Origin of the sequence: Achromobacter sp. NFACC18-2 (genome assembly GCF_900108985.1) — a bacterium.
Lineage (GTDB): Bacteria > Pseudomonadota > Gammaproteobacteria > Burkholderiales > Burkholderiaceae_B > Achromobacter.
This window is the reverse complement of record NZ_FNYM01000017.1, coordinates 143,331-158,887: the sequence shown is the minus strand read 5'-3', so window position 1 is coordinate 158,887 and position 15,557 is coordinate 143,331. Positions and strand designations below refer to the sequence as shown.

The window sequence follows — 15,557 nt, the reverse complement described above, 5'->3', positions numbered from 1 at the left end:
CGACTGGACTGGACCCGATTTAAGTAGCCGTAGATGTAGATCTTCAGCAGCACAGCCGGGTGATACGACGGGCGGCCGGTAGCTGCTGGCGCCGCCTTCTCAAATCCGAGCAATGCCAGGTTGAGCTCGTCGACGAATGCGTCGATTATGCGCACCGGGTTGTCGTCGGCGATGAAGTCATCCAGGCATTCCGGGATCAACGCTACCTGCTGCCGGTCCTGACCTTCGATGAATCGGGGCATGTCGACTCCCGGGATCGAGATACCAAACTCTATCTAGATCACCGTAGCGGCGTCAAAGAGTTTTCACACAGCCTCGGTCGTAAGCGGCCATCGATGCCGCACAGCTTCCGACCGAAAGCTGCCGGTCAGCGGCGCCAAACAAGCTTTGTGAATGTGCCCCACGCTTCGTTATCTGTGCAGGGGACGGATGTACCGCCAATAAGCAAAACTTCTTGGCCGACGAACACGCGCTACCCTCATGCGCCGAACAGCTTACTTTGCGGCAACCAAGGGAGTGCCCAATGCTGCTACACCCAGCTCGACTGGCATGGAGAAGAGCGGGTAGGCTGGACGAAGCTCCACCCGCGCTCTTGAGTCGGCGATCACCGCTAGGACTTTGAAGACTTATGCTCGGGCTTCCCCTTGGTTTTCGTGCCTGCAAAGTCGTGTAGTTCTTTCTGGCTCATTGACTCATACATCGACTTGGCAGGTCCTTTAAGTTCTCCGACTTTCTTGTCGCCGCGCTTAGCAGCGAGCGCGATGCCGGCTGCCTGTTGCTGGGATTTTGATTTTGCTGGCATAAACTTTTCTCCGAAGGAAAATACCGGTTCACTTAACGCAATTGGTGGTCCGCAAATCTCGTGCCGATAACTGACATAGGTGCGAGACGATTTCACGTTCCCTCGACTCGTTTGACCGCGACACCATGAAGTCCGAACTCATGACGGCGCTGCGGCGAGTGACGCATTCCGTCGCAAATTCGCCACTTTTGGCGGGTGAGGCGTGCCAGGACGCGGTAGCGCCGTCATGCCGCCATCTTGTCACACAGGTTGGCGCACTCTTTACAAGCGCGCGCACAATCTTCCATTCCGTCGAGGCCTTCACAGCTGCGGGCGCAGTCTCGGCACAGGCGGGCGCATGGGCCACAGACCGCTTTATGGTTTTCCACCCGGGCCAGCATGACATGGGCGGCCGTGACGAGTCGGGCAGCGAGATGGCGACTGGAAAAGTCGAAGAACCCCGAGGTCGAGCACTTCACGCAGAAGACGATTGACGACCATACCCAGGGTAGGTCAGCAGCTCGAATCCCTGGCCAAGAGCGAGGGCCTTGAGCCGCCGAAGAATCCGCCCATGTACACCGCCAAGCTTAAGGCCCTGGGCCTGCGCGGATGAGATTGGCGCGGACGCGCATGAGGCAGTGGTAAAGCTATTTGAAGAGGTCTCGCCGCAAGTGCAGGATCCCGAGCCAAGCAGTTCGCGACCGAGACACTGCCTAACCTGCAGAACTATCTGCAGGCCGGCAAGGCGCTGCAGCAAAGCGTCTATGCGAAGAAGTAAGGGACTCTTCAGAGCCCGATCTGGCGCCGGCGTCCGCACCGGCGCCTGACCACTCAAGCAGGCCGGCCCGGCCGCCATTGGCGCAAGGCTGTCCGGCATGCCCCTTGCTGTACACCGGGTGGGCATGGCCCGCTTCCCCCTCGATCCGCATATTGGAGTGATCATGAGCCAGAAGACTTTGAAAGAACTGTTTATTCACGAACTGTCGGATGTCTACAGCGCCGAAAAGCAATTGACCCGTGCGTTGCCGAAGATGGCCCGCGCCGCTTCCGACCAGGCGCTGGCGGAAGCATTTACCACGCACCTTGAAGAGACGCGCGGACAGATCGAGCGTATCGACAAAATCGTTGAGGGCGCCGAGTTCCGTCTAAAGCGCATCAAGTGCGCCGCCATGGAAGGCTTGGTGGAGGAAGGCAAGGACGTCATAGAAGAGGTCGAAGAAGGGCCGGTGCGCGATGCCGCGCTGATTGCGGCGGCGCAGAAAGTGGAGCATTACGAAATCGCCAGCTATGGCACGCTTTGCACCTTTGCCAAGCAGTTGGGCGAGGCCGAGGCCTTGACGCTGTTGAAAGAAACCCTCGCTGAAGAAAAGGCCACCGACGAGAAACTGAGCATGCTAGCGCTACAGCAGACCAATGCCGAAGCGGTCAAGGCGGGCAAGGGCAAGTAATGCACTTCGCCTGCAGCCTTCCGGGCCGATATCGGCTCTGCGTCCCTTGGGGCGCAGTGCAGCTATCCAAAACGCGTGCCGCGGGCGGGTATTCGGGATCGCAGCATGAAACTTGCTGAAGAAACTTCTTCCCGCGCCCGCCCGGCTCGGTGAACCCACGCTGTGGGATCGCCCCTGCCGACCCGAAGCGCGCCGTCGCCGGCCGCCAGTTTCCTCCCGGCACGAACCCGAGGCTGTCAGGGGATCCCGACAACGCGACGACTGACTCACCGCCCGTCGACGTCCGGTCCTGAATAGCGTAACTGTCCCGGCGCATCCCAAAAAAAAGCCCGCCTTGCAGCGGGTGCATGAGCGGGGATCGCAGGCGACAGAGAGCCGCGTCTTATTACGGCTTCTGCACGTCATCGGCCGCATTCACCTGGCCGAGTTCCGTGCCCGTCACCGGATCACTGCTCGGATCAGAGGCGGTCCGTGCCGCCATCGCTTGCAGCGCCAGCACTTCGTCCTCCGTCAGGTTGACGTTTGGCATGCCGTCACCGTCGACGGACCCCTGTTCCTCGCGATCGGAGATGTACTCGAAGTTGGCGTCGCTGTTCCACGGACCGCGCATGTCGCCTTCGCCCTGTGACATGTTGAAGTACACCGAGGAAAAACGCGGGTCGCCAGGCAGCTTGCCGGGCGGGAAGTTCGGCTCCATCGAGTACAGCGCCTTTTCGAATGAGCGCTGGTGCGACACCTCGCGGGTCATCAGGAAGCCCAGCGCGTCCTTCACGCCGGGATCGTCGGTGGCGTTGATCAACCGTTCATAGATGATCTTGGCGCGCGCCTCGGCGGCGATGTTCGACCGCAGGTCCGCCGACGGATCGCCGATGGTATCGATATAGCCGGCAGTCCACAATTGGCCGCCCGAATTGACCAGTGCGGGTCCGCCACCGTAGAGCACCTGCGTGACGTGCGAGTCGTTGCCCGGACCGTTCAGGCGCCGGTAGATCTCGGCCTCGGATTCCGTGGCCTCGGACAATACGCCCTTGGCGCCCTTGTTCAGCATCGCTACCAGCGTGCCAATCACTTCCAGATGGCTCAGCTCTTCGGTCGCAATGTCCAGCAGCATGTCCTTGCGTCCGGGATCGTCCTCGGCAAGCGCCTGGGTGAAATAGCGACAGGCCGCCGCGAGTTCGCCCTGCGGGCCGCCAAACTGCTCCAGCAGCAGATTGGCAAGGCCTGGGTTGGTCTCGCTGACGCGAACCGTATATTGCAGTCGTTTGTTGTGTGCAAACATAACGTTCTCCTGATACCCGGTGCTCCACCGGGGTGCGTGGTGCGCGGCGCGTTCGCCTACGTGCCGTGCGGGGTGTGATTCAACGTTTGGCCTGGCTTTCCGGGTCCTCGGCGCGAAAGAGAAACTGACGCATGAGGCCCGGCATGTTGTGCTCAATCCACTCGGCCATGACGCGCATTTCCTGCAGGATGCATTCGCAGACAGCAGCCGTCTCCGCATCGCCGACGAACTTGGCGGCCTCCACCAGCTGGCTGTACGCCGCGATCTCGAGGTTCTCGAACGCGTAACTAAACATCGCGCCCGCCAAGATCTCGTCGCTGGCGAAGGCGCCCGAAAACCCCCTGGACCGTCGCCATCATCTTGCCGGTCAGATCCTTGAACATCGGCGTGTCGCCACAGAGCCGTTCGATGCAACTGCGTATCAGGCGTTGCTGCTCGCGCGTTTCGACGATGTGACGCTCGATCCGCCGCTCGACCTCGGGATAGGTCTCGATGCGGCCGGCCAGACGGTCAGCATAGGTTCTGCCTGCTCTTCCATCGCGTGTGCGTCGCGCAGCCAGTCCAATAGATGCTCGGCCGCGCTACTGGTATCACTTTTTTTCCATTGCATTCTCCTGAGAGTGTCGTCCTGATATGCGGTGGACGGCGAACCGACGCCGCAACAAACGTTCCTGGCGGGCATCGCGCGCGAGGCGTCATGCCGGCTTGAACACCATCAGGTAGAAGATGGCCAGAAACGCAACGAAGGCGACCGCGCCCAGTGCCACCCACCAGGCAAACCAGCGCCAGAACGGCGCGCGCAGTGGCGTGCCTGATTGGTCTGCCGCCGCGGCGGCATCGCGCATCAGCAACTGCAAACGCACCACGGGCAGCCAGCATGCGATGGCGACGACATACAGCCCCAACGACCAACCGACCCAAGGTGTGGACAGCGGCATCTGCATGAGGTGAACCAGATACAGGCCCGTGAGAGGTTGCAGCACGGCCGTGGTTGCGGTGAAGAGCCAGTCGGCCACCACCACCAGACGCGCCACGACGGCGATCACGTGAACGTCCCGACGCAGCACCACGCACAGCAGGTAAAACGCCGAGCCGATGCCTGTGCCGAACAGCAGCGTCGACGAAAGCACATGAATGAGCTTGAAGGTCAGGTATTCCATTCGCGTTTCCTGGACGTGACGGGTTCATGCACATACAGCAGCGCCAACGTTGCCAGCATCGGTAAATTTTTCGACAAAGGGCCGAAGGGATGCATCCAGAACTCGGGCAGCCGCACGGTGATGATCGCGGTGTAGCCCGCGATGAGAGTTGCCTGGGCAATCCACAGCCACTGCCGGGCGCGCCCGTGCAGCACGAGCGTCATCACGCCGAACGCCAGATCGAGCGTTGCGGCGCAGTACAGCGCGATGGGCGCAAGGATGACCGGCACGCCGGTCCGATGCAGCAGATCCAAGCTGGCCGCCACCGGATACAGGCCGAAGGAGACCGCGGCCGTCCACAGCCACACCAGCGCGATGCTGAATCGCAGCAGCGGCAGCGTGACAGCCAGACGCGCGCTCGCGCGTTCGCCGTCCAGGGCTGCGCGCGCGACGAAGCCGTCCGGCGCGCGAGGCGGGCGGCCGATCAGCGCGGAAAAGGGCGACGGGTCGGCGGTGTTGCCGCGCTCCAGCATGGACAAGGCCGTGGGATCGATCAGGGTGCCGGGCAGCATCGACGCCGCGGCGGCCAGGCCCTTCGCCATGAACATGGGGATCGGAACGATGCGTTGACGGGTGCTGATGCCCAATGCCCGCCGCAGCGCGGCCAGATAGTCGCGCAGCGTGATCGGCGCCGGTCCGCAGAATGAGATCGTGATGGGCGCTTGCGGCGGGTTGCGCAACAGCGCCAGCACGCCGGCGATCACATCGTCCAGATGCACGGGCTGCACCGCCTGGCGTCCGCCTCCGGCCAGCGGCAGCGCCGGCAGCACGCTAAGGCGATTGAATAGCGCGGCGCTCGCGCCGCCCGGGCCGTAAACCAGGGACGGCTGAACTATTGCCGCCGGCATGTTTGACAGCCGCAAAGCATCGTCCGCGGCGCGCTTGCTCAGGTGAAAGCCACTGGTTGCTCTAGCATCCGACCCCAACGCCGAGAACTGGATCACGAACTTGACGGCTTGCCGCTGCGCGGCGCGGAACAGGGCCTGCGGCGCGCATGTGTGGACGGCGGCAAAATCCCCGGTCCGCCGCTCGCGGAATATGCCGACGGTATTGATGACCGCGTCCACATCTTCAAGCAGCGACATCCAGTCGTCCTCGGACTGGGCTCGCCCGAAGTCCATGGGTATGAAAGTTGCGTCGGTTCCCGCGTTGGGAGGCGGCGGGTGCCGCACCGGGCACAGCAGCGTGTGTCCCTCGGCCAGCAAGGCGGGGACGAGGCTGCCCCCGATAAAACCGCTTGCGCCCGTCAACAAGATTTTCACGCCGATCCTCCCTGGCGTACGCGCACGTTCGCGCCGCCGTAGCGCTGCGGGGCGCCGCAAGCTCCGTGCCCGTCTCCTTCGATAAGGAATGCTCATGAACCTATGGCTCACTGCGTTGCGGGAGGGCGCCGTCAGTGGATCCGCCGCCAGCGTGCTGTCAACGCTGGTATTGGCGCTCGCCGGCCGCAGGCAAACCGCAAGCTGGACGGCGCCCACCAATTCGACCAGCCACTGGATATGGGGACGGCCGGCGTTGCACGCCGATGCGCCCACCTGGCGGCATACGGCCCTTGGCTATGCCATTCACCATTCCGCGGCGGTTTTCTGGGGCGTGCTGCACGCGCGTAGCACGCTAGGGATGCCCGCCACCTACCGGCCGGGGCCGGCGATCGTGGCCGGCCTGGCCGGTGCGGCGGTGGCCTGCTTTGTGGACTACCGCGCGACGCCGCAGCGCTTGACGCCGGGTTTCGAGCATCGCCTGAGCACCATGGACCTTGTGCTTGTCTATGGGGCGTTCGGCCTGGGGATTGCGCTGGGATCGCTGGCGTGGCGCGCACGCGAACGCCGCCGGGCGGGGACGGCCGACGCCCACGCCGCCGCGGGAGGGGCCAGGAATGGGGATTGCTGGCCATTCCCACAGCGCGATCCTCGCGTTGCCGACCGGGAGCACTCAATGAAACTGAAACTGAAACCGCTACGTGACCAGGTCATGGTCATCACCGGCGCGAGCAGCGGCATTGGCGCCGCAACGGCCAGGATGGCCGCGGAGCGCGGCGCGAAAGTCGTGCTGGTCGGACGTCAGCAGAACGCACTCAACGACGTGTTGAACGACATCGTGCGCGCGGGCGGCTCGGCGGTCAGCGTGACGGCCGACGTCGGTGTGCAGGACGATCACAACCGTATTCTCGAGCGCGCCATCGACAGCTACGGACGCGTCGACACCTGGGTCAACAACGCGGGCGTCTCGATCTTCGGCACGCTTGAATCGGTGCCCCTCGAAGACCAGCGCAAGCTGTTCGATACGGACTACTGGGGCGTGGTGTACGGATCCATGGTGGCGGTGCGGCATATGAAATCGTCCGGCGGCGCACTGATCAACGTGGGCAGCGAGGTGTCGGATCGTGCCGTGCCGCTGCAAGGGGCTTATTCGGCCGCCAAGCATGCGGTCAAGGGTTTCACGGACGCGCTGCGCATGGAGTTGCGGGAGGAAGGTGCGCCGGTCTCGGTCACGCTCATCAAGCCCGCCTCGGTAGCCACCGGCTTCACGTCGCACGCGCGCAACTACATGGACGTCCAGCCGGCCCTGCCGCCGCCGGTCTATGCGCCGGAAGCCGTGGCCGACGCCATTCTGCATGCGGCTGTACATCCGACGCGGGATTTGTACGTGGGCAGCGCCTCACGCGCCATTTCGACGCTGGGCCAGAACATGCCGTCGCTTGCAGATCGCATGGCGGGCTGGCTGTTCCGCCAGCAGCGCGGCGAGGCGGTGGCCGACGGTGGTTCGGACTCGCTGTATGAAGGCGGCGGATCGCATGCCGCTGAACCTCAATCCGGCCGCAAGAGTGTGTACACGAAGATGGCCATGCACCAGCCCAGCACTTCGCTCGTGGCGGCCGCCGTGGTGATAGGCGGCGCGGCGTGCTGGCTGTTGCGCGGGCGCCGCTGAGTTTCGAAGCGCGCACGGGTCCGGCGTCGGCCCCCTGCGCCGCGACATGGATAAAAACGTGACGGCGACATCAGCTCGACGCGCCGGCCTTCAACCACGCCGAGCATCCTGCCGGCACCACAGACCCGCTTACATACATGGCGCCAGAGGCGAAGAGGCCCAGCTTCTGCGCAGTCGGGATGGCGGTCATGACCCAGACTAGCCCTTGCGGGTCCGACCAGACGACACGTGCGTCCGTGTCGGCGAGCGCCTGGAACATCGCGCCGGCCGAGGCGCCCGGCCGCAGCGCGATCACGGTGGTGTCGGCGTCCGAGCGCAGCGGAAACAGGTTGACCATCCCGCCGGCCAGGACGGCGACGGCGAACAGGCTGGCGATGGTCTTGCCCGCGCCGCCATTGGGCGGCGGACGACGATGATGGCGGGTCCGCCAGCCGTACAGCAGAGGCGCCACGCCAAAGACGACAAACCACGCAAGATCCCAGACCAGAAGATTCTCGGCGTCCATCTTGATGCGATGGATGCCGGTGATCCAGTGCGAGAGCAGCGCGTCGGTGATGTGCCAGACGCCGAAGCCGATCCAGAAGTGGCCCCAGCGCGGACGGATCGGCGCACTGGACGACACGGCCGACCGGGCGCGAAAGAGCTCGATGAGTCCGGCGGCGGCAATGACGTACATGATGGCATGAAAGACCCCGTCCATGGCGACCTGGGCGCTCAGGGATCCGAGCGCCCCGGTCTGCACACCCGAGAGCAGGTGGTGCCATTGCAGGATCTGGTGAAGCAGGATGCCATCGAAGAAGCCGCCCATGGAAAAGCCCAGCAGGAAGCTGGCGCGCCGCAGGCGGCGGGGGGCGGCGGGGTCATCGGGCGGGCGAACGAGTTCCATGAGGGTTCCTTGTAGGGCGCCGCAATGGAGGCGGCTTGGCCGCGCGCAGGGACTTGCGTCCAGCCGCCGCACCCTCCGCATGTCCCATTCCTGCGGGGGGCGGCGGGAAAGACCGGCAAGGCCATCGCGCGAGCCAAGCGCGCGCGACAACCTCCAAGGCGCAACCCCGCCAGGCGGCTCCGCTTCGCGCTCAGGCGGGGGTGGGAACCGGATGCACGCCGTCCTGGCCACTGCGTTGGCCGTGGCCCACCTGCAGATCCCACAGCGCGCGCAGCGGCCCCCGCGCCGACAGCAGCTCGTCCAACGGGCCGTCCTCCACGATGCGGCCTGCGTCCACGACCACGATCCGGTCATACCGGGTGAGGGACGACAAGCGGTGCGCCACGGCCACGACTGTGCGGCTGCGCATCAGTTCGGCCAGCGCTTCCTTGATGAGCTGTTCGGAATAGCTGTCTAGCGCGGACGTGGCTTCGTCCAGCAGCAGGATGGGGGCGTCCTTCAGGAACGCGCGGGCGATGCCGATGCGCTGCCGTTCGCCGCCGGACAGCAGCGCGCCGCGCTCGCCGACGATGCTGGCGTAGCCTTCCGGCAGACGCTGGATGAACGGATCGCAATGGGCTTGGCGCGCGGCCGCGACGACCTCTTCCTCGGTGGCCTCGGGGCGGCCATAGCGGATGTTCTCCATGATGGTGCGGCGAAACAGGCTCACGTCCTGCGGCACAACCGAGATCGCGTCCTTCAGACTTTCAAGCGTGACCTCGCGGATGTCCTGGCCGCCGATCAGGATCCGGCCCTGCTGCGGCTCGTCCGAGCGCTGCAACAGCGACAGCAGCGTCGACTTTCCCGCGCCGGACGCGCCGACCAGCCCCACCTTCATGCCTGGCCGGATGGACAGCGTGACGCCGCGCAGCGCATGGCAGCCGTCCGGGTAGGAGTACTGGACGCCCTCGAAGACGATGGCGCCGGCGGGATCGCGCAGGGGCTGGGCACGGGGCACATCCGGCACAGAATGCGGCTGGCCCACCATCCGCAGCATTTCGGCAATCACGCCAAATTGCTGCGCGGTGCCCACCAGCGCCAGCGCCAGGTCGCGCGAGCCGTGCAGGATACGGAATGTCAATGCGCTCACCACCACGACGTCGCCGGGACTGGCGCGGCCCAGCTCCCACGCCCGCAGCACCCAGAACAGCATGGCGCCCGCCACGAGCCACAGGCAGGCGTCATGGATAACGCGCGCCTTTTCAACATACATCCAGCTTCTGCGCTGCGCGCGCGCTTCCTCGCCCAGCGCCTTTTCAAGCCGGGCGCGCTCGCGGGCCTGCGCGGAAAATGCCTGCACGGCCCAGATGTTCGAGATCGCGTCCACGATTTCCCCGCCCACATGGGCGGCCTGCTCGCCGTACTGCTGGTGCAAGCTGCGCCCGCGCGCGCCGAATGAGATGATGACGGCGGCCAATACCAGGACGAAACCCAGCAGCGCGGCCGCCATGCGCCAGTCCACGGTGCTGAGCACCACGACCGCGCCCAGGAAGTCGACGCAGGGCGGCACGATGCTCCAGACCATGGATCCGTAGATCGCGCCGGCGGCGCCCGCGGTCGCCGAGATGCGGTTGGCCAGTGCGCCCGAGTGATGCTGGCGGAAATAGCGGGTGGAATGGTGGCTGAGGTGCTCGAAGACTTCGACCCTGAGCGTGGCGCAGGCGGCAACGATGTTGCGGCAGCCCAGCCATCCGCCGCAACGCCACAGCGCGGCCTCGACGGCGATCAGCGCCAGGAACAGGCCAAGCGCCCACCACACCTGCACGGACGCGGCGGCGCCGACAGCCATGGCGTCCACGATGAGCTTCATGGCGTACTGCACGGTCACCGAGCACACGCCGGCCAGGCCGACAATCAGCCCCAGCAGGCCAAACGCCCATGGCCGCTGGCGCACATAGCGCCAGAGAAAGGCCGTGGGATGCGAGGGCAGGGCGGGCAGGTCGCGCATGGTCAATCTCCGTTGGCGGCCAGGGGCGCGGCAAGCAGACCGGCGGGGCCGCTGCCGGCGCGGGCGGCCTGCGCGCGCAGTTCGATTTCCAGCGGCGCGTAGACGCTGCGCCGGCCGTCCGCGGCAGGCGCGCTCAGCAGGCCGGTCGGGCAGTGGCGGTCGTCTTCCCAGCCGGGATAATCCGTGACGGGATACAGGCAGATCCCCCCCACGTCGACGCCGCGCGCCTGGGCCAGCGCCACCTGGCCGGCGACATAGCGCACCCAGCGCGTGCGCGCCACGCCTTCGGCGCCGGTCTCAGCGATGAATAGCGGTTTGCCGTAGCGGTGCGCGCAACCCTGCAGCAGCTGCGCCAGCGGCGTGTAGCGGGGGTCGGTCCAGTGCAGCGGCGCACTGCGGTGCAGCCACTGGTTGTGCGGGTAGTAGTTCAGGCCGATGACGTCCACATAGCGCTCGTCGCCGCCCAGGCCGGTGTGCGCCCGTCCGCACAGCATGTCGAGCGCCTCGAATTGCGCCTCGCTGGCCGCGGTCGCTTCATGGATGTCGCCCCGACTCGCGGGCCGGATGGCGATTAGCGGTTCCGCGCAGACCAGCCGCGCGCACGGTTCGGCTTCCAGGATCGCGTCGCTGGCCTGGATCGCCGCGCGCGCGAGCTGCCGCTTCAATTCGGGCCCGCGCCCCAGCGCGCACGGTCCGAAATGCGCCATGTCGCCGCCGGCCCAGCTCCAGTACGAGATTTCGTTGATCGGGCAGTACCAGGACGGCATATCGGTCTCTCCGGCAATCAACCGTGCGGCGGCGGCGGCGTATCGGGCGAACGCCTCGGGAAAGGCCGGCGACCAGATGTCCAGCCATGGCGGCCAGCCGTAATGGCACAGATCCCAGATCACCTCCACCCTGCTGTCGCGTGCCGCGCGCAGCAGCGGTAGGAGCGGGGACCAGTCGTAAACGTTGGCGGCCGGGCAGACGAGGTGCCAACGCACCCCGTCCCGCGCCGTCCGCAGCCCCAGCGCCGCGATCGCGGCGTAGTCCTGCGCCGCCCACTTCGCATGGCCCGTGGACTCAAGCAGGTCAAGCTGCCGGCCGTCCGGAAATCGATGGCAGGAGCATTCGAACCCCGCCTGCAGAAAGCTCTGAAAGCCCATGCGTCGATTCATTCGTCCACAAGCTCGCTGCGCGGTTCTGCCTGCCGGCTTGCCACCTCCTCGTAGGTGGTCAGCGCCTGCGCCACGACCTGGTCCATGTTGTAGTAGCGGTAGGTCGCCAGGCGGCCGACAAAGTGCACCCCCTCGCAAGCGTCCGCTAAGGCCTGATACCGGCGGAACAGCGCGGTGTTCTCGGGCCGCGGCACGGGGTAGTAGGGATCGCCCTGCGCGCTAGGGTACTCGTAGGTCACTGCCGTTTTCGCATGGTGCTGACCCGTCAGGTGCTTGTATTCAGTGATGCGGGTGTACGGCACGTCCTCTGCCGGGTAGTTGACCACGCCAACGGGTTGGTGCCATTCCTCGTCCAGCGTTTCGTGCCGGAACTTCAGCGACCGGTAGGGCAGGGGGCCGAAGCAGTAGCCGAAGTACTCGTCGATGGGCCCGGTGTAGATCAGTTCGTCGTAGATGAATGCCGATTTGGCCTCCTCGAAGTCCATGCCGAGCGCGAGCGAGATGTTCGGGTGATCCAGCATGCGCTCGAACATGTGCGTATACCCCTTGAGCGGCATGCATTGGTGGCGGTCGGTGAAGTAGCGGTCGTCCCGCGACAGCCGCGTGGGCACGCGTGCGGCGACGGAGCGATCGAGCTGCGAGGGGTCCAGACCCCATTGCTTGCGCGTGTAGCCGCGGAAGAACTTTTCGTACAGGGCGCGGCCAACCTGCGAAACGACGTAGTCCTCGGCGCTGGAGACCATCGACACCGGCTCGGCCACCGCCTGCAGGTACTGCTCGGCTTCGGCGGCGGTAAAGCACCGCCCGTTCAGGCGCTCGAGTGTCGTCAAGTTGATCGGCATTGGCACCAGCATGCGGTCCGTGCGCGCCAGAACCCGGTGTTCGTAGGGACGCCATTCTGTGAACCGGGACAGGTATTGCAGCACCTTGTCCGAGTTCGTGTGGAAGATGTGGGGTCCGTAGCGATGTACGAGCAGTCCGGCCTCGTTGTAGAAGTCGTATGCATTGCCGGCGATGTGCGGGCGGCGGTCCACCACCATGACGCGTTTGCCGCTGCCGCGGGCGAGGCGCTCCGCTAGCACGCTGCCGGCATAGCCCGCGCCGACGATCAGGCAGTCATAGTGATGCGGCGTGAGCCTGGCCGGCCGCCCTAGAGCGGCCGGCCCGTCGGGCGCGTGCCGCGCGCCGCGTGGCGAGCTTGTCCAGGCGCGGTTCATCGCGTCGCAGATGCCTTCCCAGCTGCGATCCCACGACATGCCTTCCAGGGCGCGGTCCGCATGCTGGGCCAACGCGACTGGATCCGCCGCGGCCTCCAGGGCGCGGGATATTGCATCGACAAAAGCCCGCGCGTCGGCGGCGATGTGCACGACGGGACAATCGCCATAGGTGCGCACGACGTCCGCGATCGGGGTGGAGACGACGGGCTTGCCCGCCGCCAGGTATTCCGGCGTCTTGGTGGGGCTGATGTAGCGCGTCGATTCGTTCATCGCGAAAGGCATCAGGGCGACATCCCAGCCTGCCAGGTAGTCGGGAAGCTGGTCATAGCCGCGCGAACCCAGGTAATGGATGTTGGGCGCCTGCGGCAGCGTCGCGGGGTCGATCTTGACCACGGGCCCGATCAGGACGAACTGCCATTCGGGCCGCATGCTGGCGGCCTGCGCGAGCAAGTCAGTGTCGAAGCGCTCGTCCAGCACGCCATAGAAACCTAGGCGCGGCGAGGCGATGGCGAGCAGGCCGCCAGGAATCGTGGCGGACGTCCTGGCACGCGCGAAATGCTGCCGGTCCACGCTGCTGGGAAACGCATGCACATTCGGATGCAGCCTGCGCTTGGCCTCGTACAGGCTGTGGCCGCCCGTGAAAACCACGTCGGCGTGCGCCAGCAGCTGGCGCTCCAGCGTGACGAGTTCAGGCGGCGCGCCGCGAAAGGCGGACAGTTCATCCATGCAGTCGTAGACGACCAGCCCGGCCTCCAGGTCTTCGGTGCAGGGCAGGCTCATCGGCGTGTAGTACCACAGGACCGGTGTGACGAGTCCGTGTTCGCGCACCAGTTGCGCGAGCAGGCGCCGTTGGTCCTGAAGCGCGCTTTCTCGCGCCACGTGCGGCGTGATGACGGTGACGCCATCCTCGTGCGTGGACTCCAGCCATCCGTGACGGGCGGCGGCTTCCCAGACGGGCTCCTCGATGTAGAACACGGCATGGCTGCGCGCAAAGCGCGTCATCAGGTGCTGGGGCCGCTGGTGCACGAAGTTCCAGCGCAGATGGGAAAAACACAGAATTGCAGGGCGCTCGCGCGCCAGCCATCCGTTCGCCGTGTGTGCTTCCTGCGCGGTGGGAGGGCGGGCGTGCGGCGCGCCGCCAATTGGAGAATTGACGGTACGCATGGGAACTCCAAAAAACGGATGGGATGGGTCCGGTGATGGGCAGCGGCTCGCGCCGGGGATCACACCGAGAGCGTGTGCCAGCACGTCGCAAGCTGCGTGCCGAAGCGCGCGACGCGCCAACCTGCGGTGCGGCCGCCGTTGCGCGCGGGGCACGGCTGCCCTTGGAGATTTTTCGCCCGACGTTGCAAGTTCTGCGTTCGTGCACGTCGCCTGGGCAAAGGCTTTGGGAAATCGGCCTCCCGCGGCATGGCAGTTGCTGCGCCACGCCTGATCGCCTGCTGCGGTCACGTCAAAGGAGATTCCGATGAAAGCACTTTGCTGGCACGGCAAACACGACATCCGCTACGACACGGTTCCTGATCCCGTGCTGGAACACCCGCGCGACGCCATCATCAAGGTGAGCGCGTGCGCGATCTGCGGATCCGACCTGCATCTGTTCGATGGTTTCATGCCCGGCATGAAATCCGGCGACATCATGGGCCACGAGTTCATGGGCGAAGTCGTGGAAGTCGGCGCCCAGGCGCAAAACCTGAAAATCGGCGACCGGGTGGTGATCCCGTTCACCATTACGTGCGGCGAATGCGACCAGTGCAAGAAAGGCAACTTCTCGGTCTGCGAGCGCACGAACCGCAATGCGGCGCAGGCGGCCAAAATGTTCGGTCACACGACGGCCGGGCTGTTCGGCTACACGCACCTGACGGGCGGCTATGCCGGCGGCCAGGCAGAATACGTGCGCGTACCGTTCGCCGATTCCACGCACGTGCAGGTGCCCGACGAACTGTCGGATGAGCAGGTGCTATTTCTGGGGGACATCCTGCCCACCGGGTGGCAGGCTGCCAAGCAGTGCGACATCGAGTCGACCGACACCGTCGCCGTCTGGGGTGGTGGGCCCGTGGGCCAGATGGCGATCCAGAGCGCCATTCTGCTTGGCGCCCGCCAGGTGATCTGCATTGAATCGGTGCCCGAGAGGCTCCAGATGGCGCGCGATTGCGGCGCCGTCACGATCAACTTCCAGGACGAAGACGTCGTGGAACGGTTGAAGGAACTGACTAGTGGCAAGGGGCCGGAGAAATGCATCGACGCCGTTGGTATGGAATCGCACGCCAGCAGTTCGATGGAGCATCTTTACGACCGCGTGAAGCAGGCCGTCGGGGCGGAGACGGACCGGCCCCACGTCCTGCGCGAAATGATGTATGTCTGCCGGCCCGCCGGCATCCTGTCCGTGCCCGGCGTGTATGGCGGGATGATCGACAAGATTCCGTTTGGCGCGTCGATGAACAAGGGGCTGACGTGGCGCATGGGCCAGACCCACGTGCGGCGCTGGACGGACGAGCTGCTCGATCTCATCGTGCAGGGCAAGATCGATCCGTCCTTTGTCATCACGCACCGCGCCAAGCTGGAGGCCGGGCCGGACCTGTACAAGACGTTCCGCGACAAGGAGGATCGCTGCATCAAGGTGGTGTTGACGCCCTGATTCCGCACTCCGGTCGCCGCTGGGCGGCCGGGCTGCG

At 65.5% G+C, this 15,557-nt stretch carries 13 protein-coding genes and 1 pseudogene; 4 read left to right on the top strand and 10 right to left on the bottom strand.

Annotated features, from left to right (window positions below):
- Both BMW75_RS23480 and BMW75_RS23475 read right to left on the bottom strand, forming a co-directional pair.
- Positions 1–242: transposase (locus BMW75_RS23480; RefSeq protein WP_139208590.1), on the bottom strand; the 242-nt coding region annotated here is incomplete at its 3' end.
- Between the two features lie 368 nt (positions 243–610).
- A complete protein-coding gene (locus BMW75_RS23475; RefSeq protein WP_081259841.1) occupies positions 611–802 on the bottom strand; it encodes a DUF3008 family protein in 192 nt (63 codons plus the stop codon).
- A 469-nt stretch (positions 803–1,271) separates the two neighbouring features.
- Here BMW75_RS23475 and BMW75_RS29895 point away from each other — a divergent pair, with 469 nt between their 5' ends.
- Together BMW75_RS29895 and BMW75_RS23470 are read left to right on the top strand one after the other, a co-directional pair.
- Positions 1,272–1,394 (top strand): hypothetical protein, encoded by a 123-nt coding sequence (locus tag BMW75_RS29895; RefSeq protein ID WP_256381726.1) that lies wholly within the window; start codon positions 1,272–1,274, stop codon positions 1,392–1,394.
- 328 nt (positions 1,395–1,722) lie between these two features.
- Entirely contained in the window at positions 1,723–2,229 is a 507-nt protein-coding gene (locus BMW75_RS23470; protein WP_092582075.1) for a YciE/YciF ferroxidase family protein, read from the top strand.
- A 385-nt stretch (positions 2,230–2,614) separates the two neighbouring features.
- On the opposite strand, the gene BMW75_RS23465 is transcribed toward BMW75_RS23470, so the two are convergent.
- From BMW75_RS23465 to BMW75_RS23450, 4 genes and pseudogenes are all read right to left on the bottom strand, one after another.
- Positions 2,615–3,508, bottom strand: a complete 894-nt coding sequence (locus tag BMW75_RS23465) for a manganese catalase family protein (protein WP_092582074.1) — start codon at positions 3,506–3,508, stop codon at positions 2,615–2,617.
- 79 nt (positions 3,509–3,587) lie between these two features.
- Positions 3,588–4,118, bottom strand: a pseudogene (locus BMW75_RS23460) (ferritin-like domain-containing protein).
- Positions 4,119–4,203: 85 nt separating this feature from the next.
- Positions 4,204–4,668 (bottom strand): DUF2269 family protein, encoded by a 465-nt coding sequence (locus tag BMW75_RS23455; RefSeq protein WP_092582073.1) that lies wholly within the window; start codon positions 4,666–4,668, stop codon positions 4,204–4,206.
- Positions 4,656–5,969 (bottom strand): SDR family oxidoreductase, encoded by a 1,314-nt coding sequence (locus BMW75_RS23450; RefSeq protein WP_092582072.1) that lies wholly within the window; start codon positions 5,967–5,969, stop codon positions 4,656–4,658. Before BMW75_RS23450 ends, BMW75_RS23455 begins: the two co-directional genes overlap by 13 nt.
- Before the next feature lie 94 nt (positions 5,970–6,063).
- Between BMW75_RS23450 and BMW75_RS30010 the strand changes: the two genes are divergently transcribed.
- Entirely contained in the window at positions 6,064–7,635 is a 1,572-nt protein-coding gene (locus BMW75_RS30010) for an SDR family oxidoreductase (protein ID WP_371467537.1), read from the top strand.
- A 70-nt stretch (positions 7,636–7,705) separates the two neighbouring features.
- On the opposite strand, the gene BMW75_RS23440 is transcribed toward BMW75_RS30010, so the two are convergent.
- From BMW75_RS23440 to glf, 4 genes are all read right to left on the bottom strand, one after another.
- The gene (locus tag BMW75_RS23440) at positions 7,706–8,521 is read right to left on the bottom strand and encodes a DUF2243 domain-containing protein (protein ID WP_092582071.1); all 816 of its coding nucleotides are present in this window, start codon (positions 8,519–8,521) and stop codon (positions 7,706–7,708) included.
- A gap of 190 nt (positions 8,522–8,711) precedes the next feature.
- Positions 8,712–10,508: an ABC transporter ATP-binding protein gene (locus BMW75_RS23435; RefSeq protein ID WP_092582070.1), complete on the bottom strand. Its 1,797-nt coding sequence runs from the start codon at positions 10,506–10,508 to the stop codon at positions 8,712–8,714.
- Between the two features lie 2 nt (positions 10,509–10,510).
- The gene (locus BMW75_RS23430) at positions 10,511–11,665 is read right to left on the bottom strand and encodes a beta-glucosidase (RefSeq protein WP_175493253.1); all 1,155 of its coding nucleotides are present in this window, start codon (positions 11,663–11,665) and stop codon (positions 10,511–10,513) included.
- Complete coding sequence (gene glf, locus BMW75_RS30005) at positions 11,662–14,046, bottom strand: UDP-galactopyranose mutase (protein ID WP_175493252.1); 2,385 nt, start codon at positions 14,044–14,046, stop codon at positions 11,662–11,664. The genes BMW75_RS23430 and glf overlap by 4 nt, the downstream gene beginning before the upstream one ends.
- 304 nt (positions 14,047–14,350) lie before the next feature.
- Here glf and BMW75_RS23420 point away from each other — a divergent pair, with 304 nt between their 5' ends.
- Positions 14,351–15,520 (top strand): zinc-dependent alcohol dehydrogenase, encoded by a 1,170-nt coding sequence (locus BMW75_RS23420; RefSeq protein WP_092582068.1) that lies wholly within the window; start codon positions 14,351–14,353, stop codon positions 15,518–15,520.
- Positions 15,521–15,557 lie beyond the last annotated feature (37 nt).